Source organism: Micromonospora sp. SD19 (genome assembly GCF_054462275.1).
Genome location: NZ_JBTLMN010000012.1, coordinates 25,906 through 49,155 on the forward strand (window position 1 = coordinate 25,906; position 23,250 = coordinate 49,155).

The 23,250-nt window shown below is 73.0% G+C and carries 19 protein-coding genes; 8 read left to right on the forward strand and 11 right to left on the reverse strand.

All coding sequences use genetic code 11. The features are described 5' to 3' along the window. Positions 1-162 precede the first annotated feature (162 nt). Positions 163-1,035, forward strand: coding sequence for an aldo/keto reductase (locus ACX27O_RS29000; protein WP_030334372.1), 873 nt, complete (start codon positions 163-165; stop codon positions 1,033-1,035). A 46-nt stretch (positions 1,036-1,081) separates the two neighbouring features. Here ACX27O_RS29000 and ACX27O_RS29005 read toward each other — a convergent pair whose 3' ends face one another. The 3 genes from ACX27O_RS29005 to ACX27O_RS29015 form a co-directional block, all read right to left on the reverse strand. Next, the gene (locus ACX27O_RS29005; RefSeq protein ID WP_030334374.1) at positions 1,082-1,474 is read right to left on the reverse strand and encodes an effector-associated constant component EACC1; all 393 of its coding nucleotides are present in this window, start codon (positions 1,472-1,474) and stop codon (positions 1,082-1,084) included. Between the two features lie 12 nt (positions 1,475-1,486). Further along, complete coding sequence (locus ACX27O_RS29010; protein ID WP_210866177.1) at positions 1,487-3,694, reverse strand: M48 family metalloprotease; 2,208 nt, start codon at positions 3,692-3,694, stop codon at positions 1,487-1,489. Between the two features lie 175 nt (positions 3,695-3,869). Further along, positions 3,870-4,649, reverse strand: coding sequence for an esterase/lipase family protein (locus tag ACX27O_RS29015; RefSeq protein ID WP_458940418.1), 780 nt, complete (start codon positions 4,647-4,649; stop codon positions 3,870-3,872). Between the two features lie 205 nt (positions 4,650-4,854). On the opposite strand from ACX27O_RS29015, the gene ACX27O_RS29020 reads away from it, so the two are divergent. After that, the gene (locus ACX27O_RS29020; protein ID WP_358128151.1) at positions 4,855-6,216 is read left to right on the forward strand and encodes a pentapeptide repeat-containing protein; all 1,362 of its coding nucleotides are present in this window, start codon (positions 4,855-4,857) and stop codon (positions 6,214-6,216) included. Positions 6,217-6,264: 48 nt separating this feature from the next. Here ACX27O_RS29020 and ACX27O_RS29025 read toward each other — a convergent pair whose 3' ends face one another. After that, entirely contained in the window at positions 6,265-6,846 is a 582-nt protein-coding gene (locus ACX27O_RS29025; protein ID WP_156057719.1) for a TetR/AcrR family transcriptional regulator, read from the reverse strand. Between the two features lie 220 nt (positions 6,847-7,066). Here ACX27O_RS29025 and ACX27O_RS29030 point away from each other — a divergent pair, with 220 nt between their 5' ends. The 4 genes from ACX27O_RS29030 (at position 7,067) to ACX27O_RS29045 (ending at position 10,617) form a co-directional block, all read left to right on the forward strand. After that, a complete protein-coding gene (locus tag ACX27O_RS29030; protein WP_030334385.1) occupies positions 7,067-8,533 on the forward strand; it encodes an MFS transporter in 1,467 nt (488 codons plus the stop codon). A 105-nt stretch (positions 8,534-8,638) separates the two neighbouring features. Then, positions 8,639-9,625, forward strand: coding sequence for an SEC-C domain-containing protein (locus ACX27O_RS29035; protein ID WP_458940419.1), 987 nt, complete (start codon positions 8,639-8,641; stop codon positions 9,623-9,625). 66 nt (positions 9,626-9,691) lie between these two features. Continuing rightward, positions 9,692-10,138: a nitroreductase family deazaflavin-dependent oxidoreductase gene (locus tag ACX27O_RS29040; protein WP_030334388.1), complete on the forward strand. Its 447-nt coding sequence runs from the start codon at positions 9,692-9,694 to the stop codon at positions 10,136-10,138. Positions 10,139-10,206: 68 nt separating this feature from the next. After that, positions 10,207-10,617, forward strand: coding sequence for a hypothetical protein (locus ACX27O_RS29045; protein WP_030334390.1), 411 nt, complete (start codon positions 10,207-10,209; stop codon positions 10,615-10,617). 27 nt (positions 10,618-10,644) lie between these two features. Here the strand turns inward: ACX27O_RS29045 and ACX27O_RS29050 are convergent, their stop codons facing one another. Together ACX27O_RS29050 and ACX27O_RS29055 are read right to left on the reverse strand one after the other, a co-directional pair. Then, positions 10,645-10,908: a DUF6244 family protein gene (locus ACX27O_RS29050; protein ID WP_030334392.1), complete on the reverse strand. Its 264-nt coding sequence runs from the start codon at positions 10,906-10,908 to the stop codon at positions 10,645-10,647. Between the two features lie 201 nt (positions 10,909-11,109). Further along, positions 11,110-11,748 carry a hypothetical protein gene (locus ACX27O_RS29055; protein ID WP_358128147.1) on the reverse strand — a complete coding sequence of 213 codons (639 nt, stop codon included), beginning with the start codon at positions 11,746-11,748 and terminating at the stop codon, positions 11,110-11,112. A 306-nt stretch (positions 11,749-12,054) separates the two neighbouring features. On the opposite strand from ACX27O_RS29055, the gene ACX27O_RS29060 reads away from it, so the two are divergent. Further along, entirely contained in the window at positions 12,055-12,642 is a 588-nt protein-coding gene (locus tag ACX27O_RS29060; protein WP_458940420.1) for a hypothetical protein, read from the forward strand. 120 nt (positions 12,643-12,762) lie between these two features. Here the strand turns inward: ACX27O_RS29060 and ACX27O_RS29065 are convergent, their stop codons facing one another. The 4 genes from ACX27O_RS29065 to ACX27O_RS29080 all read right to left on the reverse strand — a co-directional run bounded on the left by ACX27O_RS29065 (position 12,763) and on the right by ACX27O_RS29080 (position 19,957). Next, complete coding sequence (locus ACX27O_RS29065; protein WP_358128143.1) at positions 12,763-13,683, reverse strand: hypothetical protein; 921 nt, start codon at positions 13,681-13,683, stop codon at positions 12,763-12,765. Positions 13,684-13,685: 2 nt separating this feature from the next. Further along, positions 13,686-16,232 (reverse strand): FtsK/SpoIIIE domain-containing protein, encoded by a 2,547-nt coding sequence (locus ACX27O_RS29070; RefSeq protein ID WP_458940421.1) that lies wholly within the window; start codon positions 16,230-16,232, stop codon positions 13,686-13,688. 87 nt (positions 16,233-16,319) lie between these two features. Next, positions 16,320-19,013: a hypothetical protein gene (locus ACX27O_RS29075; protein ID WP_358128139.1), complete on the reverse strand. Its 2,694-nt coding sequence runs from the start codon at positions 19,011-19,013 to the stop codon at positions 16,320-16,322. A gap of 146 nt (positions 19,014-19,159) precedes the next feature. After that, on the reverse strand, positions 19,160-19,957 hold the full coding sequence (locus ACX27O_RS29080; protein WP_030334407.1) for an SGNH/GDSL hydrolase family protein: 798 nt from the start codon (positions 19,955-19,957) through the stop codon (positions 19,160-19,162). Positions 19,958-20,159: 202 nt separating this feature from the next. Here ACX27O_RS29080 and ACX27O_RS29085 point away from each other — a divergent pair, with 202 nt between their 5' ends. After that, positions 20,160-21,692 carry a M1 family metallopeptidase gene (locus ACX27O_RS29085; protein WP_358134454.1) on the forward strand — a complete coding sequence of 511 codons (1,533 nt, stop codon included), beginning with the start codon at positions 20,160-20,162 and terminating at the stop codon, positions 21,690-21,692. A 91-nt stretch (positions 21,693-21,783) separates the two neighbouring features. Here ACX27O_RS29085 and ACX27O_RS29090 read toward each other — a convergent pair whose 3' ends face one another. Further along, entirely contained in the window at positions 21,784-23,184 is a 1,401-nt protein-coding gene (locus ACX27O_RS29090; RefSeq protein WP_458940422.1) for an MFS transporter, read from the reverse strand. Between the last annotated feature and the right edge of the window lie 66 nt (positions 23,185-23,250).

A 23,250-nucleotide genomic window follows, 5' to 3' on the forward strand; every position in this document is an offset into this window, starting at 1 on the left:
CCCGGCAACTCGGCTCGGCGCGCCCACGGCGTGTCCGCGCCCACACTCGACCGACCGGCGGCATGGCAGCGGAGTTCCGGGGGATGATCCATCAGTGGCGGGTGGGCTCTTCACGCCCGCGCTGTCCACGCCCGCCACGACGAGACGATTGGGGATCGGGCAATGGCAACAAATATCAGTGAGCAACCCGCGAAGGCGTCCGGCACGTACCGGATCGGTGGCGACGTCACCGTCAACCGGCTCGGCTACGGGGCCATGCAGATCACCGGTCCGGGTGTCTGGGGTGACCCGAAGGACCCGGCTGAGGCCGTTCGGGTGCTGCGCCGGGCGATCGAGCTGGGCGTGACGTTCATCGACACCGCCGACTCGTACGGGCCGTTCGTCTCGGAGCTGCTGATCCGGGAGGCCCTGCACCCGTACGCCGATGACCTGGTCATCGCGACGAAGGCCGGGTTGAGCCGCTCCGGCCCCGGCGACTGGCGGGCGCTGGGCCGCCCCGAGTACCTGCGCCAGCAGTGCGAGCTGAGCCTGCGCCACCTCGGCCTGGACAGCATTCCGCTGTACCAGCTGCACCGGATCGACCCGAAGGTGCCGCTCGCCGATCAGCTCGGTGAGCTGGCCCTGCTGCGGGAGGAAGGCAAGATCCAGCACATCGGGCTGTCCGAGGTGAGCGTCGCGCAGATCGAGGAGTCCCGGGCGATCACCGACATCGTGTCGGTGCAGAACCTGTACAACCTGGCCAACCGCAGCGCCGAGGACGTGCTGGAGTACTGCGAGCGCAACGACCTCGCGTTCATCCCGTGGTTCCCGATCGCCACCGGTGAGCTGGCCCGCCCGGGCGGCCCACTGGACGCCATCTCCACCGCGCACGGCGCGTCGCCCGCGCAGCTCGCGCTGGCCTGGCTGCTGCGCCGCTCACCGGTGATGCTGCCGATCCCCGGTACGTCCTCGGTGGCGCACCTGGAGGAGAACGTGGGCGCCGCCGACGTGCGGCTCACCGACGACGAGTTCGAGGCGCTCGCCAAGGCGAGCTGACCGCTCCCCGGACGCCGCCGAACCAGTCGACCCGGACGCCGTCGACTCAGTCGGCGGCGTCCGTACCGGGCTCCCGGGCCGCCCGCAGCGCCTCGGTCGCCTGGGCCAGCAGGCGCGCCGAGTCGGTGCGCCCGCTCACCTGCAACTCCACCTCGGTGTCGCCGGACTGGATCCGGATGCTGGCCTCGGTGCGCTGCTGGTCCACCCAGGACTGCAGCAGGTTGAACAGACCCGGCAGCAGGCCCTGGGCCAGCACCGCGATGATCACCGCGTCGCTGAAGCCCGGCCGGCCCCCGCCGCCGCCGGCCTGGCGGACCACCGGCCGGTACTCCGGCCGGCGGTGGATCCAGGTCAGCAGGTCGACCGACGGCTGCTGTCGCTGCCGGGGGTTGATGGTCAGCCGTACGGGCAGCCGGGCGGCGGTGTTGCTGTCGGTCACGGACTCTCCCGGTCAGTTGGTGGCGGGGCGGAAGGTGACACCCTCCCCGTCGGCGGTGACGACACCGGTGACGGAGAACGGGTCGTCGTCGGTGAACGGTGAGTCGCCCCCGAAGTAGGTGTTGGTCCCGCTGACCTGCACCTGACCCCGGGTCTCGCTCGGGGTGGTGACCTCGGCGCTGGCCGGGCCGGTCAACTCGATGGCGAGCTTCGGGTACTCCAGGATCTTCCAGGTGACCTTCTGCGCGGACCCGCCGTAGTAGCGGAACGGGCAGCCCGGTGGCGCGGGGACCGTCTGCTTGGCGCACTCGTCCAACCAGGCGCGCACCCGGGCGTCGACGGCCTCGACCGCCGCCGGCTTGAGCACCGGGGCCAGTTGCAGGGTGGCCGTGTCCTGCCCCGGACCGACCGCCAAGGTCTCGGTGGGCGTCTCGCTGAGCGCGCTGGACGGCCCGGTCGCGGTGTAGCCGCCGGGCAGCAGCGCCAGCGCCGGGCCGTCGGTGCCGCCGGGCAGTTCGACGCCGTTGAGTCGTACCCCGGGGCCGCCGATCGCGACACCGAGCGAGGTCAGGCCTCCGCTCACCCGCCAGCCGTGGAACATCCCGGCAGTGGTTTGCTCGTCGCGACGCAGGCCGAGTGTCGCGGTCTGCCGCTCACCGCCCAGCCGGTACGTCACGGTGGCCGTGGCGGTGTCGTCGTCACGCTCCAGCGAACTGATCTCGACGTCGGTCGGTGGTTGGTAGCCCTCGCCGCGCAGCAGTTGGGCGAGCAGCTCGCGGTCGGGGGCGCTGCTCCCGTCGGCCAGGAGGTCGAGTGCGGCGTCGCTGTCCCGGTCGGCGAGCGCGGCGAAGTAGCCGTCGACAGTCGCCTGGGGGCGGAAGAACGCCCACTGCACCACCCCGAGCCCGCCGGTGCCGGCGCAGGCCACCAGCACGAGGACGCCGACCAGCAGCCAGGTGCGGCGGGTGCCGACCGCGCCGGTGTGCCCGAACAGCCGCTCGACGGTGACGTCCGCGGCGGCGTCCGCACCGGCGGACGCGCCGGCCACCGAGGCCCTTTCCAGCGCGTCGAGCCGGAGTTCGTGCGGCGGGTGGGTGGCGCAGACCGCCTCGTCCCAGCCGCTGCGGCCGGACTCGAAGGACAGCCGGCGCTCCAGGATGCGCCGCATCCCGTCGACGTGCCCGGTGAGCACGGCGCCGAGGTCGGCCCGGTACTCCGCGGCCCGGACGTCGCGGGCGTGCAGCGGCAGCACCACGTACCGCATGATGAGCAGCACCGGCCAGAAGAACAGGAAGACCACGAAGTTGGTGGCCGGGTGCGGGAACGTCCGCATCAGCCAGGTCGGCAGGGCGTGCGCGAGGGTGAGCGGCAGACCGACACCACGGACGAAGGCGCTGGTGATCTCGTCCCCGGTACGCCAGTGCACCAACTCGTGACTGAACAGCGCGGCGATCTCGTCGTCCGGTTCGGTCAGCACGGCGGTGGTGACCACCACGTGCCGGGCGTAGGTGCGGGCGTTGCTCAGGACCGGGTCGTCCTCCATCAGCAACCGTGGCACGCTGGGCAGGCCGAGTCGTCGGGCACAGTCGTCCAGCACGGGCCGCAGCCGCGCCGCCTCGCGGCGGCTGGGCTGGCGGGCACCGGAGACGACCAGTAGTCGCGGTTCCAGCAGCACGCGGTAGAGCGTGTAGAGGACCCCGATCAGCGCCGCCGCGGCGACGGTGCCGAGCAGGCCGGCGATCACGGGGAGCGGTCCTTCGGCACCGACCCAGGGCAGCACCAGCACGGAGATGAAGCCGCCCACGAAACCGACGGCGAAGCCGACGACGCCGCCGAGCACTCCGGCGGAGCGGCTCATGAACGTTTCCAGCAGGGAGCCGATCAGCGGCGCGTCGCGCAGCACCTGCGGCACCTGGTCGTCAGCCCCGATGCCGCCGGCGAAGAGGCCGACGACGCCGAGGCTGAGGCCGCCCCAGAACGCCAGCAGCAGCCCGATCGGCAGGTAGAACCAGGTGGCGGCGAAGGCGCCCAGCACACCGCGCCAGTCCCGCAGGATCCCGGCCCGCAACCAGACCAGCGCGCTGGGATAACCCGGTGGCCGGTCGGCGAACCCGCCGACCGACGACGGCGGGTCGGCCGCTGGCGGCTCGGCGGCCCGGACGTCGAGCTGCGGCACTGTCGGCGGGGTGTTCTCCGGCGGCACGGTGTGCGGCTCGGTCATGCGCGCTGCTCCTTCGGGAGGGTCACCCGTCCTCCGTCGCCAGTGGACAGTCGCAGCAGGTTATCGGGAACATCTGATGTCTGCCACACCCTTTTCCGGGAACGTCGGGCAACCGACACTTACCGATCCGCATCCGTGTGCGGGTGGTCCCGGCGGGACCACCCGCACGGGCGGGTCAGAGCGCCAGGCAGTTGGGGCGCACCGGGCCGTCGACCAGGGCGCCGCGCACGATGGTGTACGCCGTGCCGTCGAGCACCAGGCCGAGGTGCCCCACCACCCGCAGCGGGCAGTACGCCTGGATCAGCACGTTCGTCGCACCGTCGTTGACGGCGGCGTTGCCGGTCGGCCGGACCAGTTCGTCCTGCAGCGTGCGGATGGTGGTGTAGCGCACCGCGTCCGGGGTGTCGTCGCCGGCGTTGAGGTCGGCGAGGAACGCCGAGCCGATGGTCATCTGCTGACAGGCCACCACTCCGGCGCAGGTGCCCAGCCCCAGGAACGCCACGATGTTGGCGACGTACGTGCCGTACTGGGGTGTGCCCAGGCTGACGTACCGGCCGACGGCGGCGGTGCCACCGAGCCGCTTGAGGTAGTACCGGCTGACCAGGCCCCCTTCGGAGTGGGCGACGAGGTCGACGGTCGCTGCGCCGGTGCTGGCGCGTACCTGGTTGACGTAGGTGGCGAACGCGCGGGCCGAGGTGGGGATGTCACCGAGGCCCAGTCCGGGAAGTTGGTAGATGAAGGTGCGGTAGCCGTCGGCGCGCAGCCGGGCGGCGATCGGCTCGTACGCGACGGCGACGCCGCTGAGCCCGCCGACCACGATGACGGGGTTGGCCGCCACGGCGGCGGCGAAGGGGGTGGGGGCCGGGTCGGCGGGCGCCGCGGTCGCCGTGGCGGTGGACGCGAGCAGCGCGGCGGTGGCGAGGGCCAGCACGAGGGCGGTCTTTCGGAGCAGCATCGCTGCACCTCCGGGGGGAGGCGCCCGGCGAACCGGGCAGGTGGGTGGGGGTGTCCGGTCGACCGTGCGGCGATGATGCCCGCAACAATTTGGAAACGTCAATGACTTGTTACGCGCCGGTAACCCGTTGTTCCGCCGGGGGTGTAAACGGTCATACCGCCACGCTCCATATCGGACCCCGGACGCTCACTGGCATGCTGTGGCCGTGGCTGTCGACGAACCCACCGAGCGCGAGCTGCGGGTGATGCCGTGGTGGCTGGTCCTGGTCGGCCTGCTGGCCGCCGTCGTCCTGGGCTGGCTGGTGCTGGACCTGCTGCTCACCGAGGCCGACCGGGCCAGCCAACCCGACACCCGTGCCACGCTGCGCATCGACGCGATCCGGACCGGCCTGACCGTCGTCGCCGGCACCGGCGGAGGGCTCGCGCTGCTGCTCGCCGCCCGCCGCCAGTGGATCACCGAACGCGCGCAGCGACACCAGGAGAGCGTCGCCGCCCGCGACCAGGTGCACCGGGACCGGGTGCAGGCGCACGCCGAGGCGGTGGCCGAGGCCGCGCAGCGCCACCAGGATCGGCAGTCCGGGGCGGCCGAGCACGACGCGGCGGAACGTCGGCTGACCGAGCTCTACACCCGAGCGGTGGAGCTGCTCGGCAACGACAGCGCGGCGGTACGCCTCGGTGGCCTGCACGCGCTGGAGCGCCTCGGTCAGGACAATCCGGGGCAGCGCCCGACGATCGCGGCGGTGCTCTGCGCGTACCTGCGGATGCCGGCGCCAAACGGGGAGCCGCGCGAGACGGAGGTCCGGCGCAGCGCGCAGCGCGTGCTCACCCGGCACCTGCGCGCCGCCGACGACGACGCCTTCTGGCCGGAGTTGACGCTCGACCTGGCCGGCGCCGAGCTTGTCGACTTCGACGCCGCCGGCTGCACGCTCGTCGACGCGAACTTCACCGAGGCGGTGTTCACCGGCACGACCACCTTCGCCGGCGCGACGACGCGGGGCCGGCTGCTGCTCGGGGCGGCGACCTTCGACGACGTGCTCTTCGACAACCTCGCGGCCGACGGCGAGGTGATGCTGGACGGCGTTCGCGTCAGCGGTCTGGCCACCTTCGACGGGGCCGCGTTCACCGACGGTCTGTCCTGCCGACGGTCCCGCTTCGCCGGCCCGACCTCATGTCGTCGGGTGACCTTCGGCCAACCGACCAGCTTCGACGCGACCCGCTTCGAGGACGCCACCTCGTTCCGGGAGGCCGTCTTCGACGGCGCGGTGTCGATGGAGCACACCGAGTTCGGCGGGGCGGCCGGCTTCCACTCGGTCCGCTTCACGAACATGGCGCTGTTCCGCTGGACGGTGTTCGGCGCGGAGGCGCTGTTCGACCGGGCGCACTTCCTCGACGCCGCGAACTTCGGCCGGGCCCGGTTCCACCGGATGGCCAGCTTCCGCGACACACGGTTCAGCCGGCCGCCGCAGGTCGAGCAGGCCCGGGCGGTGGCCGACCCCGGTCACCGCTGGCCGGCCGACACCACAGTGGAACGCCTCGACGACGAGTGGCTGCTGCTGGTCGACCGCTGACCGCCGGAGGCGTCGACGCGACCCGGCCGACCAGGGCGCGGCTGGCTCTCAGCGTGGGGCGGCCGGCGGGCGCAGGCCGTCCAGGGCCACGCCGAGCACCCGGTCGCGCTGCTCGGGCGACGGGAACTGGGCCATGGTGAGGCCACTGATCAGCCGCACCACGTCGTCGAAGCCGATGTCGTCACGAACCACGCCGGCGGCCTGCGCGCGACGCATCAGCGGCTCACCGGCGGAGAAGATCTCGGTGCGGCAGCTGGCGAAGATCTCCGAGTCGTGCAGCAACTGCTCGGCGAGCGCCCGCTTGGTGGCGACGTACGCGACGAAGCGGTGCAGCCAGGCGACGAGCGCGTCCCAGGGCGGCAGCTCGGCCAGGCCCTCGGCGGAGTGGCACAGCTCCCGGACCTCCTCGACGTAGACGGCCTCGAACAGGTGCCGGCGGGTCGGGAAGTTGCGGTAGAGCGTGCCGATGCCCACCCCGGCCCGGCGGGCCACGTCCTCCAGCGAGGCGGCGGCCCCGTTCTCGGCGAACGCCTCGCGCGCCGCCGTGATCAGGGCGTCGTAGTTGCGCCGCGCGTCGGCCCGCTTGGGCCGCTGGGCGAAGACCTCGGGCACCTGCCCCGCGCTGGTCATGACGTGCGTCACCTCACCCTGGTTGCATCCGGAGGCAACCCTCCACTAACTTAGTGGAGGCACCCCTCCGGAATCCCGGAGGCCTGCCTCCGGTTAGCTTACCTCGGGACCCGCCCGATCGCCGCCTGGCCACCCCGATCGCCCGGACCCCGACAAACGACCCGTCACAGACGACGGGCCACACGCCTCCATCCCGTACGTAATCAGGGAGTTATCTCTCGTGGCAGTGACCTCCCGACGCGGCTCGCGTCGGCTCACCTTCACCGTGCTCGCGGCCGGCGCCGGGTTCTTCGCGATGCTCCAATCGCTGATCACCCCCGTGCTGCCGACCATCCAGCAGGACCTGCACACCTCCCAGAACACAGTGACCTGGGTCCTGACCGCCTACCTGCTCAGCGCGTCGATCTTCACGCCGATCCTCGGACGCGTCGGCGACATGGTCGGCAAGGAGCGGATGCTGGTCGTCTCGCTCGCCGCCCTCGCCCTCGGCTGCCTACTGGCCGCCATCGCGCCGAACATCGGCGTGCTCATCATCGCCCGGGTCGTCCAGGGCATCGGCGGAGCTGTCTTCCCGCTGTCGTTCGGCATCATCCGCGACGAGTTCCCGGCCGCCCGGGTCTCCACCGCCGTGGCCGCCATCTCGGCGATCGTCGCCGTCGGCGGTGGCCTGGGCATCGTGCTCGCCGGCCCGATCGTCAGCACGCTGGACTACCGCTGGCTGTTCTGGATCCCGATGGTCGTGGTCGGGCTGACCGCCGTGGCCGCGCACCTGTTCGTGCCCGAGTCGCCGGTCCGCACCCCCGGACGCATCGACTGGCGCGCCACAGTGCTGCTCTCCGGCTGGCTGGTCGCGCTGCTGCTGCCGATCAGCCAGGGCGCGGCCTGGGGCTGGACCTCCGCCCGGGTGCTCGGCCTGCTGGCCCTCGCCGTGGTGTTGCTGGCCGGGTGGCTGGTCGCCGAGGTGCGCTCGGCCAACCCGCTCATCGACATGCGGATGATGCGCCTGCCCGGCGTCTGGACCACCAACCTGGTCGCCCTGCTCTACGGCGCGTCGATGTTCTCCGTGTACGCGTTCCTGCCCCAGTTCGTGCAGACCCCGACCGCCGCCGGCTACGGCTTCGGCGCCAGCATCAGCCAGGCCGGTCTGCTCATGCTGCCGATGCTCGTCGCGATGTTCGTCGCCGGCCTCGTCGCCGGCCGGCTCCAGGCCGTGTTCAGCGCCAAGGCGCAACTCGCCACCGGCGCCGCGTTCAACGTGGTCGCCGCCGCGATGCTCGCCGCCGCACACGACACCCGCTGGGAGGTCGCCATCGCCGGTGGCCTGGTCGGCCTCGGCATCGGCCTGGCCTTCGCGTCGATGGCCAACCTGATCGTCGCCAGCGTGCCGGCCAGCCAGACCGGCGTGGCCACCGGCATGAACGCCAACATCCGCACCATCGGCGGGGCGATCGGCGCCGCCGTGGTCAGCGGCGTGATCACCGCCCACCCGCAGGCCAACGGCCTTCCCCGGGAGGCCGGCTTCACGATGGGGTTTCTGGTCCTCACCGCGATCGCCCTGGCCGCCGCGCTCGCGGCCCTCGCCGTCCCGTCCGCCCGGCGGGCGTCGGCCGGTCGCCGGCCGTCCGCCACGACGATCGTCGAGTCGGAGCTAGCCGGCGAGTTCGCCACCATGCCGGCGACCCGCTGACGGACCGTGGCGCAGCCCGGGCGGTTCGCCGCCCGGGCTGCGCCATGTCCCGGAGTACGCTGGCCGCTCCCCCGCCCACCGACCGTCGTCTTTCAGGATGCGCCCATGTCCGAGTTGCTGACCGCCGACCGCATCGAAGAGATCGCCGCCCTGGGCTCCGAGAGCCCGGACCCGGCCGCGCTCGTCGCCGAACTGGTGGGCGCCGTCGACGAGGGTCGGGTGGCGGACCCCGACGAGACCGGGTACGCCCTGCTGGTCGCCGCTGACATCCTGGAGCAGGCCGGTGACCTGGCCGACGCGCTCGCCCTGGCCACCCGTGCGGTCGCCGAACAGCCGGACGACAACGCGTACGCCCGAGCGGTGCGCGGCGGCCTGCTGCTGCGCCTCGGCCGCTCGGACGAGGGCCTGACCGAGCTGACCGCCCTGCGCCCGCTGCTGGAGACGGACCCCAAGTCCATGTACCTGATCGACGAGCTGGCCGAGTCCGGCCACGGCGAACTGGCACTGGAGTGGCTCACCGGGGCGCTGGACGCCATCCTGGAGCGGACCCGCACCCAGCAGCACGCGTCCGAGGACGCCCAGGACGAGGCCGCCGCCATGATCTACGGCCTGGCCCAGCAACGGCACGACCTGCGCGAAGAGGCGGGCCTACCGCACGACGAGTACGACAACCTCGCCGACCGGCTGCGCGCCGCGAGCACCCATGCCCTCGACGCCCTCGACGACGGCCCGGCGACACTGCTGTTCTGGCCGCAGGCGGAGTTCACCGCGCTGCTGCTGCGCTGGCCCACCCTCGTCGACAGCTACCCCGCCACGTGGGACGAGCACCGCGCCCAGATCGAACGCGCCCTCGTGGACGCCTCCGGCATGGGCGGCGCCGACCTGGGCGTGATCGTCGGCACCGTCGACGGACTGGCGGCGTTCGCCCAGACCGCCGGCAGCGACCCCACCAGCGAGGAAACCCTCGACGAGTACGCCGACAGCCTCGACGAGGCCGGCGTGACAGCCTGGCCGCCCGGCCGCAACGACACCTGCTGGTGCGGGTCCGGCAGCAAGTACAAGAAGTGCTGCCTGCCGCGCTCACGCGGCTGACCCTCCCCCGCCGCGTATGATCGACACCCCGCTCGACCGTCCGGGCTCGACGATGGAGGCGATGGCGTGACCACCCACGAGCAGCACGAAACGGTCGAGGACAGCCCGGTCGGCTGGGTCGCCAGCCACATCCGGCGCTACGTGCAGACCGACGGCGCGGACGGGGGCACCTTCCACGGCGTACCCTCGCTGCTGCTCACCACCCGCGGACGCCGATCGGGCACACTGCGCCGCACCGCCCTGATGTACGGGCGCGACGGTGACAACTACGTGCTGGTGGCGTCCAACGGCGGCGCGGCCAGACACCCCGCCTGGTACCTGAACCTGACCGCCGACCCGACAGTGGAGATCCAGGTCGGGGCGGAGCGGATCGCCGGGCGGGCCCGGACCGCGACCGGCGAGGAGCGCGTCCGGCTGTGGCCGGTGATGACGAAGGTCTTCCCGACGTACGCCCGCTACGCGAAGGAGACCGACCGGGAGATCCCGGTCATCGTCATCGACCGCATCGATTGATATCCGTAACTGCCGGGGCAGGCTAGGGTGACCGCAGGTAGGCACCCACTCCGGCAAGGAGGACCATCGTGCGCCGCATCATCACCGCCATCGCACTACTCGGGCTGACCCTCTCCCTCGCGCTCGCGCCGACCCCGGCGAGCGCGGCCAGCAGCGTCGAAGTCACCTCCGCGACCCTTGTCGCACGCGGCGTCGCCGTGGACATCACCCTCACGGTGACCTGCCCAGCCGGCCTGTCCGGCGCCACCGAGCTGATCGTCCGGCAGCGGTCGGGCGACAGAGTCGCCTACGCGGGTGGCTGGGCACCCCTCAACAGCTGCACGGGCGAGCCGCAAGCAGTGACCGGGAGGGCGTGGGCGCAGCCCGACGGGCTGGTCCTGCACAAGGGCGTCGCGCTGATCAGCGGTGGTTTCGAACTCTGCAACCAGGACGTCTGCGACTACCCGACCTTCGAGCAGACGTTCCGCATCACCCGCTGAGCACGGTTGCGCTGCCCTCGCAGGTGGTCAGTTGCCGAGCGCCCGGACCTTGGCGATCGTCTCCTGGACGTGCTGCTTGGCCGGGTCGCCACCCTGGGCGGCCTGTGCCAGCGCCTGACGGTACGAGTCGATCATGCCAACCAGCGGACCAGCGGCAACGCCCTCAAGGGCACCGGCGACCAGCGCCCGCGCCTCGGCCGCGTCCTGTGCCGCCGCTGCGGTCTTGGCCTTCGCCTCGTCCAGCTTCTGCGCCGCCGCCGCCAACCTCGCGATGATCTGTGCCGCGCTCACGCGCACCTCCCCGTGCTCGACCACCAGCTCCACCGCGGAGACCACCTGGGAGCCTACGAGATCCGGGCACCCCACGCGATCGGGCGCTCGTTCCCGCCTCTCCAGGTTCGGACACGAGATCTTGGACAGTTTCCGTCACGTCCTGACGGAAACTGTCCAAGATCTCCAGCAACACCAGCCGGCAGGCCAGGCCGAGGCGGGCTACGGCGACGGCGGGCCGTTCTGGGCCCGGGTGATCAGATCGTGCAGCGGCTTGGTGCCGCTGCCGACCATCACACCGGTCACCACGGCATCGACCCAGACCGCCACCCCGTTCCAGTCGGCACCGGCGACCGCGTGCAGCACGTAGAACCCGCCGGCGCTGGACGCCACGGTGGCCAACCCGCTCGCGAGACCCCACGCGACGATGGTGCGGTTCGCCTTCGCCCGGGCGACCTTGGCCGTGGCCACGGCGATCGCCGCACGGTCGGCCTCGGTGGGGCCGTCGATCCGGCTGTTCGCGTCGGTCATCGTCTGGGACAACGCGGCCTCGGCGGCGCGTCCCGGCAGCCACCGCGAGAACGGTTCGAGGATCCGTTCGACAGCCGCGGCGAAGACCAACAGGGTGAGGAACACGCCGGTGGTGTCCTCGGGCTGGATCTTCGCCGCGGATGCGCCGCTACGCCAGATCAGCCAGCCGGCGACAGCGCCGACGCCGATCAACCCGAAGCCCGCAACCACCGCGCCCACGCCGGCCTGCTGCGATGCGGCGACGACCGACAGTCCGGGCTCCTGTTCGGAGCGGGGCGTGGCCGCATCGGCGTCGACCAGCGAAGCGGCAGTCGCGCCCCCTGCCGGCATCGGCTCAACCTCGGTGGACGACGTGTATCCCTGCAATTCCCTGACCAACCTTTCGACCTGCCACTCGCGAGACGCCGAGGCGCGACGGTCCAGACCCTCGGCGTGCGGACTGCGCACCGACTGCGCTCGGGGCGCGAGACTACGGCAGCGAAGTGGGCACGGTGGACGGCCGGTAGGTGTGAACCCGCTGCCTCTCCCAGCACAGTGGATCACGCGACCGGCGGACAGCGATCCCGGGCTCCGGGACCACACCGAAGTGCGAAGCCTCCTAGACTCGGCGACAGCTTGCTGAGGGAGTAACGGGGCTTGACGGTTCAGAGGACAGACACGACATCGGCTGGTCGCGGTCGCCGGGCCTGCGTCATTGGGCTGTCCGGGGCTCTCCTCGGGCTTCTCGCCCTCCTGCTGGCCGTCGCCGTCGCGACCGGTGACGGGCAGAGCATCCTCAGCAGCCTCCAGTCGTCGTCGGCCACAGCCGCGCCCGGCCCGACCCCGGCGTCTCGGGCAGCGCTCTACCGGTCCTGCATCGCCAAGATTCACGGCGATGACGCGTTGGTCTTCTTCCGGCGGGAGATCCCCGAGGGCCGGTGGGGGGAACCGCTGCGGGGCACTGCCTCGACGAGCAGTGAGCCGTACGTGCTGTGGATCTTCGACGCTCAGTGCGAACCGCGCCGGGCGATCGAGGTGCCACGGCGAAGCAGCCGCACGTTCAGGGCCGAGGTGGGTCAGGTCTGGTACTACGCCGAGGCGTCGGCGGGGCCTCCCGCCGATGGCTGCTCCTGCCGCGTCTTCAGCCCTTCGACCAGCGGCACGGAGCAGGGGTTCAGCGACGAAGGCGGCGTCATCTACCACCTGAGCCAGTCCACGCCCGACAGCGGTTCCCGTGTGCGGTGACGACCACTTCGCGGAGGCCGGGCGACGACGGGCTCACCGCCGGACCCGGGGGACGCCCCGGCACGAACACGCTGACGACCGGTTGCGCGGCGAAGCGCAGACCGGACTCCGGGTCGGTCGTCAGCGCAGGCCGCGCACCAGCAGCAGATAGGCGCAGTAGGCCACCGGCACCAGCAGGAAACAGATCAGGAACCCCAGCGGCAGATAGCGCGGCGGGGTGCCGGCGACCATCGCGGGTCGTCCCCACCGGCCCAGCACCAGGTACCCGCCGAAGAACGCCACCGCCGGCAGCCCCGCGCAGATCCACGCGCCGAGGGTGAACCCGTCGACCAGACCGACGCCGGAGGCGAGCACCAGCATCAGCATGAGCACCCCGGCCGCCGCGCCGCAGCCGGCGTAGACGGCGACCGCCCGGGCCAGCGGCGACCACGTCGGCAGCAGCACCGGCCGCTGGGCCAGCAGCTCCGCCTGGTGCCCGTGCCGGTCGGCCTCGTCGGCCATCCGCCGGGCCAGTTCCAACTCCACCGCCGGGTCGGCAGCGGCCGCGCGTTGCGCCGGCACCCCACCGCCCGCCGGGGTCACCGCCGTCGGCAGCGCCAGCCGCGCCTCCCCCGCCGGCAGCTCGGGGTACGCCTCGACCCCCGCCCGCCCCGGGGCGCCGGCTGCGCCGGCGGATTCCCCGCCCCCGGTTCCGGGTGCGGTGGCGGGGCCGAACCCCGTGGCGGACGCCGAACCGGAGCCGGACGGTGGCACCGAGCCGGCAGCGGACGCCGATCCGGGGCCGGACGGCGGGCCGGGCCAGGTGGCGGCGTTGCCCGACGCCCCGGCCCCCGGGCCAGCGGTCGGGGATGGCTGGTCGACGCCGATCGCCCGGCCGAGCTGGTCGAGGCGCTGCCCCTGGGCGGTCAGCCGCTGCTCGAGGGAGTCGACGGCGGCGTGCAGGTCACGACGGCGCGCGGATTCGGTGGCGGCGTGTTGTTCACCGGCGCGGCGCTGCTCGGAGAGCTGCCGGGCCAGCGCCGCGTACTCCTCGAAGGACACTGTCACCGCTCCCCGTCCGGCTCGTGCCCGTCGCCGACGAACGGGACTATCAGCCGGGTCCGCTGGTCGTGCCGGTCGATCAGCAGCGCCCGGTCGGCGCGGGGCGTGTAGGTCAGGTCGTGTGCGCCGAGGTGCACTGCCAGCTCGGCGCCGGGCACGTTGAGCGCGACCAGGCAGGCGACGTCGTCGCGGTTCTGGGTGCCGCCGAGGTCGTCGGCGAGCCGGCGCAGCCCCCGCCACCAGCCGAGCAGGTGCACCCCCTGCCCGGGGCCCTGACGCAGCACGGTACGCAGGTCGTCCAGCCCGGAGCGGAACGTGTCGGGGTCGGTGGCGCCGAGGACGGGCGCGGCGGCGTCCATCCCGAACACCACCAGGTATTCGCGGCCGGTGGGCTCGGCGGCCAGCGCGGCGATCCGGTCGCGCAGCCCGGTCGCGTCCAGGCGCTGCACCGGGTGGCCGGCGGCCCGCAGCGCGGCCTCGGTGTCGTCGGCGACCGGGTCGGCGGCGGTGACCAGGCAGGCCAGCTGGAACCGGGCGTCGCCGGGGGTGTGCTGACGGGCCAGGCTGAGCGTCGCGGCGCGCAGCACGTCCGCGCCGGTCGGTGCGGTGCCCACCACGGCGAGATGCCGGCCGGGGGTGGTGTCCATGAGGAACAGTGCGGTGGTGCCGTGCACGTCGACGGTTCGGCCGACCAGGGCCATCGGGCGTCGACCACCGGGGCGCAGCCCCGCGAAGGTGCTGTCGTCCTCGATCCGCGCGGCTTCGTACCCCTTGAAGACCGCCGGTGCCCGCGAGCCCGGCGGGCGGGCCTGCCACAGCTCGTGGCGCAACGCGGCGAGGTCGGCCGCGGCGGCGTGCGCGTCGGGGAAGCGCAGCACGGTGTCGGCGCCGACCGCGCCGGCGGCGGTGTTGACCACGGCGGAGCCGATCGGCAGGGCCGCGGCGGCGTCGTTGAGCTGGTCGAGCACCCCACCCCCGCCGGGCAGCGCCACCCGCAACGCGAACTGCCCGAAGATCGCCTCGGCCCGCCCGTAGAGGGCTTCGATGCCGGTCATGCTCTGGCTGGCCAGCACCAGGTGGATGCCGTACGAGCGGCCCTTGCGGGCCAACTCCTCCAGCAGGTCGACCGCCTCGCGGGCCAGCGCGTCGTTGCCGGCGAGCAGCACGTGGAACTCGTCGATGACGGTCACGATGCGCGGCAGCGGATTGTCCCGGGGCAGGTCGGCAAGCTTGGTGACGCCGTGCCGTTTGAGCGCGGTGGCCCGGCGCTGGGCTTCCCGGCGCAGCTCGCGCAGCACCGCGAGACCGTACTCGCGGTCGGACTCGATGCCGACGGCACGGGCGTGCGGCAGCCAGGACGGGTCCCGACCGGTGGGCACGAACTCGGTGAAGCTCACGCCCTCCTTGAAGTCGAGCAGGTAGAGCTGCAACTCGGCCGGCGAGTAGCGGGCGGCCAACCCGTAGAGGACGTCGAGGAGGAAGACGGTCTTGCCGGCACCGGTGCGCCCACCGACCAGCCAGTGCGGGGTGGCGTCGTCGAAGGCGAGCGTCAGCGCGGTGGCGAAGGCCGCCGTCGACCCGCCGCCGGCCCGGCCGATCACCGTACGCAGACCGGTGCTGGCGGACTCGGCCCAGCGCCGTTGCGGCAGCAGGTCGGTGAAGGGCAACGCGTCGGCGCGACGGGTGGCGGTGCCGAGGTGCTCGGCGAGCGCGCGGACCGAGGCGGGCGGCGGGTCGCCGTCGAGCAGGACGCGGGCGGCGAGGCCGCTGCCGTCGGCGCTGAACGGCGCGCCGGGCGGGTCGCCGACGTGTGCGTACCCCTGGTTGAACCGCACCGCCGTGGTGCCACCCAGCGGCGGCGGGGTCTCGCCGGGCTGCCGGGACGGGTGGCCGGCGAGCAGCACGCACACGGCGGCGGCCGGGCCGGCGTGGGTGAGCGCGGCGAGCCGGGCCAGCTCGCGCGGCGGCGGCGCGGCGGTGGCGACGACCAGCAGCAGGCGGCGGGCGGTCGCCGCACCGTGCTGCGCGGCACGGGCGTGTTTCTCGGCGGCGTCCAGCAACGCGGCCACCTCGGCCTCGCTGGTGGCCGGCGGGTCGAGCACCCCGGCGTCGAGCAGCGGTCGTAGCGGGCCGAAGGTGGCGCCGAGCGTGGCGGTGTCGATGCCGACGACGCGAACCTGACCGGGTGGCGCGGTGGCGACCAGCCGCAGCACCAGCGCCCGCAGCAGCCCGGCGACCTGCGACTCCCGGGCGTCGGCGTCCAGCGCCAGGTGGTGGCCGCCGCCGAGCGGGACCAGCACCGGGAAGCCGCCGTCCGCTGTGGACGCCGCACCGATCCGCACCGCTGCCGGCTGGTCCGTCAGCGGGGTGGCACCCGGGGCGGGGTTGGCCAGCGCACCGCCGAGGCGGGCGAGGCGGGCCACCACGTCGTCGTCGACCGGTGCGACGGTCGGTGCCGCCCCGAGGACACCGCGGACGGTGTCCAGGTGCGCCCGGGCCGCCCGGTGGGAGTTGACCGCCTGCCCGTACGCCGACGCGAGCCTGCCCACCCTCTGCCCCCAACGCCACGGCCGCCTGGTCCCAGGAACCCTAACGGACACCGGCGGCGCCCGGACAGTCCTGCGAGGACGTGTCGGTCAGGCCGGGCCGCACACCGCCGGGCCGGGCACGTCGGCCACCCCGCAGCGGAACACCTCCACCGGCGCCCTCGCCACATCGGGCACCTGCTCCACCCGCATCAGGGCCAGTCGCTTGTCGACCGGCTCCCCCGAGTCGGCCGTGAACCGGATCAGCCCGGCCACCCCCGGATAGCCCTGACCGGCGTTCTGCCGCAACACCTCGGCGTGCACCGCCACCGGGTTGACGGCGCTCGGCTCCCAGCGTTGCCGGGGGTCGGCGTGGTGCAGCCGGGCGGCGAGGCTCTCCACCGCCCGGATCAGCATCATCGCCGCGTCGTAGGCGAGGCTGACCCGCTCGCCGACCTGCACCTCGGCGCCCGGCCGGCAGCGCGGCGGGTCGAGCAGGTCGTCGGCCTGGATCCGGGACAGGAAACTGGCCCGCGCGTCGTCGCGCCGGTCCTGGGCGGCCCGCAGCGCGGCGCAGGTGGCCAGGGCCGCCTTCGAGACGTACGTGACGGGCAGGTTGCCGGGTGCGGCGGCGCGCAGCCCGGGGTTGGCCATGTACCGGTTGGCCGAGTCGTCGGCGACGAGATGTCGGGGCGGGTTGCCGCCGCATTCGCGCAGCGCCCGCAGGAAACCGTCGAACTCCGACCATCGGCCGGCGTAGAAGAGCAGCCCGGTGTAGCCGCACTCGTCAATCAGCCGCTGCCCGGTGTGCCACTCGTCGAGGCGGGTGATCCGGGGGCCGAACCGTTGTCGGAGCCCGTCGACGAGGGTGCCCACGTAGAGGTCCTCGGTGAGCGAACTGCCCTCCAGAGTGGTGTAGAAGACGTGCGCTTCGTTGACCTTGAGCACCTGGGTGGCGTACGCGTCGACCAGCTTCACCTGATCGGTGTTCGGCGCGGAGATCTGCAGGTAGAGGCGGGAGTTGGCGTCCATCCTGTCGGCGGAGAGAGTGGGCGCCAGCGCCGGCAGCCCGGCCTGGTTCAGCTCGCGCAGCGCGCGGGCGGTGCTGGTGCGACTCTCCACCAGCCCGACCACCCCGAGCACCGTGGGGTCGTCGCGGGCCAGCCCGGCCAGCATCGCCACGGCCCGGTCGGCGTAGATCATCTGTCGGCCGGCGTTGGCCACCACGATCCGCAGCAGCGCCGCGCCGTCGGCGCCGGCCGACTCCTTCAGCAACGCGTACTGGGCGGTGGCCATCCCTTCGAGTTCCTCGCGCTCGGAGACGTACGACTCCTCGTCCGCGCGGGTCAGGTTTCCGGTCAGGGTGCCGAGGTAGACCAGGGTGAGGAAGGGTCGACGTCGGTCGCTGCGCTGCCAGACCTCCTCGGCGGCCCGGTTCTGCGCGAAGATGCGCCGTTGGACGGTGCGCAGCCGGTCCTGGCCGGGGTCGTTGTTGAACACCTGCGCGGCGCTGTCGCTGTAGCCGACACACTCACCGCTGGGGGCCACCTCGACGGAGACCTGACCGGTGAGCGAGGGGTGACAGCCCGGCCCCCACCGGCTGGCCACCCACAGGCCGAGCGCCGCCACCAGCACCAGACAGAGCGCCGCCGGCAGGAAGCGCCGCGACCACCACGGCGGGTCGGGCGCGGAGAACGGCCGCACTCCGCCCCGCGACGGTGGGCCGGTGTCGGTCTCGTCGGGGCGCAGCGCCACCAGCCAGGTGGCCGGGCGGCGCAGCCGTCGCATCTCCGGCAGCGCCTCGGCCCACTCGTCGTACGCCTCCTCGGCCTCGGTCAGCGGGTGCGGTTCGGGCAGGTCCGGTGGGGGTTGCCCACCGGACGCGACGATCAGCAGCGGGTCGTTGCGCCCGGTCTCGGTGCGGACGTCGCCAATCAGGCGGACCAGTTCCCCGCCGACGTTGCCGGGGGCGACGTGATCGATCAGCAGCGCCGGGTACGCGGTGCGCCGCCAGTCCGACGGGCGCCACGGCCGACGCCGGTACGCCTGCCGCAGGTCCTCCAGGAAGGCGTGCAGCAGCAGCTTGTTGACCTGGTCGGGTTGCTCCCCGTCGCGCCAGCCGGCGGTGAGGCGCTCGGCGAAGCCGAGGAAGGTGACCGACTGCCGGGGCGCCAGGTACTGCTGGCGCATGAACCAGTTGTAGTGCCGGCCGAGCACCGGCACCCGACCGGAGACGGCAGCCCGGAAGACCACCCCCGGCACGGCGCGACGGACCAGCCAGAGCAGCACCTGCGAGACGATGCTGACCGCGTCACCGCCGGAGGGCAACGCCTCCGGCGTACGCGGGCCCCTGCGGTCGCGCAGCCGGCGGACCAGAGCCGCGCGGCTGTCGTCGGCGTCGACGCCGAGGGTGAAGCTCTGCTGCATGAGCCAGTCGGCGAGTGGATAGTGCCGGAAGCGCAGTCGGGCGGCGCCGAAGGCCTCCAGGGAGAGCTGCCGGTGCAGCTCGCGCAGCAGCGCCGGCACGTCCCCGGCACCGGGCGGCACGTCAGCGTCCAGCACGGCGTGCGGGACCCGCCGTCGGGGGCCCTGGCCGAAAAACCGGCGCAGCGGCACCATCAGATCCGCGGTGTCGGAGCGGACCAGCCACAGCAACGGCAGCCGGCGGTCACCGCGACGGGGCCGCCGCAGCAGCCGGGCGAGCAGCGCGAAGAGCTCCAACCCGCCGGGCGGCAGTCGCTCCCGGGCCGCGGTCGACTGCCGTTGGCTGATCAACTCCCGCTTGGGCAACTCCGAGCGCCGCACGCGTCACCTCCGATCCCACTCAGTGTGACGCATCGGGTACAGACGCGACGCCGGCCGGCGGCCGAGCGCCCACAGGGGACACTCGGCCGCCGGCCGGTGCGGGGGCACGAGGACGGATCCGCGTTGGATCCGGTGGCGCGGAATCGTCAGCCGGTGACCGCGTTCAGCGCCGGCAGGTACCCGTAGCGGTAGCCGTCGGCGTCCGGGTGGTAGGCCTCGATGATCCCGGAGACGTCGTTGATCCACGGGTCGCCGGCGCAGACGCCGTGCCCGGAGAAGGAGGACCGGGTGTCGGCGAAGGTGGCTCCGGCCGCTGTGGCCCGGGCAGACGTGACCGAGGCGAGCACGTCGGCGGCCTCGTTGAGGATGGTGCGCTTGTAGGTGCTCATCGCGAGCCAACCGCAGGAGTTCGTCTCGAACAGGCGCGGGTAGCCGAGGACGATCAGGCGTGCGTTGGGAGCCCGGTTGCGGATGGCGGCGTAGGTCGCGTCCAGTCGGGCGGGCAGCGTCGTCGTGGCGAAGGTCTTGGCCGTGTTGACGGCGTTGGTGCAGGACGAGGTGCTGCCGAACCGGCAGCTGGTGATGACGTTGACGAAGCCCGCGTCGTTGCCGCCGATGGTGATGGTGACCAGGGTGGTGCTGGCGCTGAGGGCGCCCACCTGGTTGTTGAGCACGTCGGCGGTGACAGCGCCGCCGCAGGCCGGGAAGCTGAAGGTGGTCACGCCGTGGGCGGCCGCCCAGAGCGGGGCGTACGACTTCTGACTGCGCAGGCAGCCGGACAGATCGTACGGACCGGCGCCGACGCCGGAGGAGTACGAGTCGCCGAGCGCGACGTAGTTGACGGCGGCGGCCTGCGCGGTGCCGGGCACGAGCACGGCGCCCAGAGCGGCGGTGAGGACGGCGACCAACGCGGCCAGCGCGCGGGCCAGCGGACGGTGGGGCATGACGGACCTCCACAGAACGGGGGTGGTGGGATCCTGCGACCGCGCGCGTGGCCAGGGGCGGAACGGTTGTTACCAGGCGGTAATGCTATCGAAACATCGACATCAATGGAATAGCGCGACCACGCCGCGCGGCGGGTCGGCGACGTTCACAGTTGTCGATTAGGTTGACGAGGCGAACACCCCGATGGAGGGAGTCCACCCCGTGCGACGAGTCCTCACGGCGGCCACCGCCGCCCTGACCCTCACCACCGCCGGCACCATGCTCGCCGGCACCCCCGGCCAGGCGGCCCCGACGGGCTGGGGCCGGCCGGTCGTCACCGCCGCGCCGCAACCCGGCGCGCCCGGCCTGGGCGACACCTACTTCCCCGACTACGGCAACGGCGGCTACGACGTCGAGCACTACGACGTCCGGCTGCGCTACGACCCGGCCACCGACCTGCTCACCGGCACCACCACCATCCTCGCCACCGCCACTGAGGACCTCTCGACGTTCAATCTGGACTTCCTGCTCGACGTCGAGTCGGTCCGGGTCAACGGCTGGGCGGCGACCACCAGCACCGCGGGGGCGCACGAGCTGGTGGTCACCCCGGCCCGCACGGTGACCCGGGGTCAGCAGCTCACCATCGTGGTGCGCTACTCCGGCGTGCCGTCGGAGACGCTGGTCGGCGGCTACACCGGCTGGACGCGCACCGACGACGGCGCGCTCGCCGTCAACGAGCCCGAGTCGGCGTGGTGGTGGTTCCCGAGCAACGACCACCCACTGGACAAGGCCACCTACGACATCTCGGTGTCGGTGCCCACCGGCGTCGAGGTGATCAGCAACGGCGTGCAGCCGAGGCCCCCGGCGGCCGAGGCCGGCAACCGCACCCGGTGGATCTGGCGGACCACCACCCCCACCGCCACCTACCTGGCCTTCATGGCCATCGGCCAGTACGACATCGTCACCGACACCACACCGGGCGGCCAGCCGGTGATCAACGCGTACAGCACCTCGTTGGGGGCGCTCGGGCCGGCCGCGCGGGCCAGCATCGAGCGGACCGCCGAGATCGTCGACTGGGAGAGCGGGATCTTCGGCCCGTACCCGTTCGAGGCGCAGGGCGGCGTGGCCGGGCCGGTGGACGGCATCAGCTTCGCGTTGGAGACGCAGACCCGACCGGTGTACGGGCCGGGTTTCTGGCGACGCGGCGCCAACACCTACGTGGTGGCCCACGAGAACGCCCACCAGTGGTTCGGTGACTCGGTCTCGGTGGCCGAGTGGCGCAACATCTGGCTCAACGAGGGCTTCGCCTCGTACGCCGAGTGGCTGTGGTCGGAGGAGCAGGGCGAGGGCACCGCCCAGGAGGTCTTCGACTTCACCTACGCCAGCTACCCGGCCGACGACGAGTTCTGGCAGGTGCTGCCCGGTGACCCGGGTGCCGCCCGGGTCTTCGACAACGCCGTCTACGACCGGGGCGCGATGACCCTGCACCAGCTGCGGTTGGCCGTCGGCGACGACGCGTTCTTCGAGATCCTGCCGGCGTGGACCGCCGAGCACCGGTACGGCAACGCCACCATCGAGCAGTTCCAGGCGCTGGCCGAGCGGATCTCCGGTCTGGACCTGGACGACCTGTTCACCACCTGGCTGTTCACCGCCGGCCGCCCCGACGTGGCCAGCGTCGCCCGCAAGGCCGCCGCGCCGACCGAGCCGAAGTCCTGGGCCAAGATCCGCGAGGCCCACGACCTGATGTCGCACTGAAGGTTCGACCACTGCTGAAGATCCGCGCAACTTCAGGGAGGCGCCACGTTCCTGTTGTTGCGCGGATCTCGGCGTGGGGTGGACGCCGCGCTCACCGCGATGTCGGTGCCGGCCCGGCGGTGGCCAGCTCCCTGAGCTGGGTCCTGTTCGACGCGACAGCACCGGCGTCGGCGGGCGCGATGACACAGACCGCACCGGTGGGCCGCACGATGCGGGCGGCCCGGAACGCCGCCCGGTGTACCGGATGGCGGGGCCGCGGCACGACCAGTGCGAGGGTAGCCGTGCGGGCGCGCTGCCGGTCCAGCGCGACGCTCGCCGCCACCGTGGCGATCGCGGCGGCCGATCCGGCGAGGACAAGCGTCTGACGGGGCCCGGCGTGTTCGGCGAGCCAGCCCAGCAGCGGGGCGCCGACCGCGGCGGAGACCGAGCCGGTGACCGCCAGTGCGGCGAGCACCCGCCCCCGCATCGCGCTGTCGGTGTCGAGTTGGGCGCGGGTGCCGACGGTGGTGTCGATGACCACCGCGGCGGCGGCGATCGGCAGGATCACCGCGGCGAAGCTCCAGGTGCCCGGTGCGAGACCGGCGACGATCTGCAACCCGCTGGCGAGCAGGCCGGCGACGACAAGCGTCCGGTAGCCCAGCGATCGCCGTCGGGCCGCGACGAGCGCGCCCACCACCGTGCCGACAGCGAACACCGTCGACAGCAGGCCGTACCCGGAGGCGCCGGCGTGCAGCGGGCCGTCGCTCATCGCGGCCATCGTCACCTGGTAGTTGCGGCCCAGGCTGCCGAGCACGAACGACAGGGCGAGCGCGAGGAGCAGCACCGGCTGCCCCCGCAGGTAGGTGAACCCGGCGCGGACACCGCCCCGGTTCGGCCCGGCGTCGGGCACCGCGAGTCCGGGCACGGCTCCCTGGCGTACGGCGAACAGCGCCACCACCACGGCGATGAAGCTGGCCGCGTTGATGCCGAACAGCAGGGCGGGGCCGACGGCGGCCACCACCACGGCACCGAGGCTCATGCCGAGGATGCGGCCGGCGGAGTTGGTGAGCGAACCGAGCGCCAGGGCGTTGCCCAGCGTCTCCCGGTCGACGAGGCTTGCCGCCCAGCGTCCCATCACCGGGCCTTCGACGGCCGAGACGGCACCGGTGGCCAGCGAGATCGCGAAGATCAGTGGCAGGCCGCCGACCCCGGTCAGGGCGACCGCCGCCAGTCCGGCGGCGAGCGCCGCGTGGGCGCCCTGGGCGGCGATCAGCAACGGGCGGGCGGGCAGCCGGTCGGCCAGCACGCCACCCCAGACGCTGAGCAGCAACGTGGGCGCCGCCTGGAGCAGCACGGCGAAGCCCATTGACGTCGCCGAGCCGGTCTCCTTCAGCACGTACCAGTTGACCCCGAGGACCTGCATCCAGGTGCCGACGACGGAGACGAAGCCGGCGATCGCCCAGATCCGGTAGTTGCGGTGGCGCAGCGCGGCGAAGGTGGCACCTCTGGCCACGGCGATCCTCCAGCGATCGGCAGCACGAGCATTCACACCGATCGCGGCGCGGTTCGGCAGCCGACA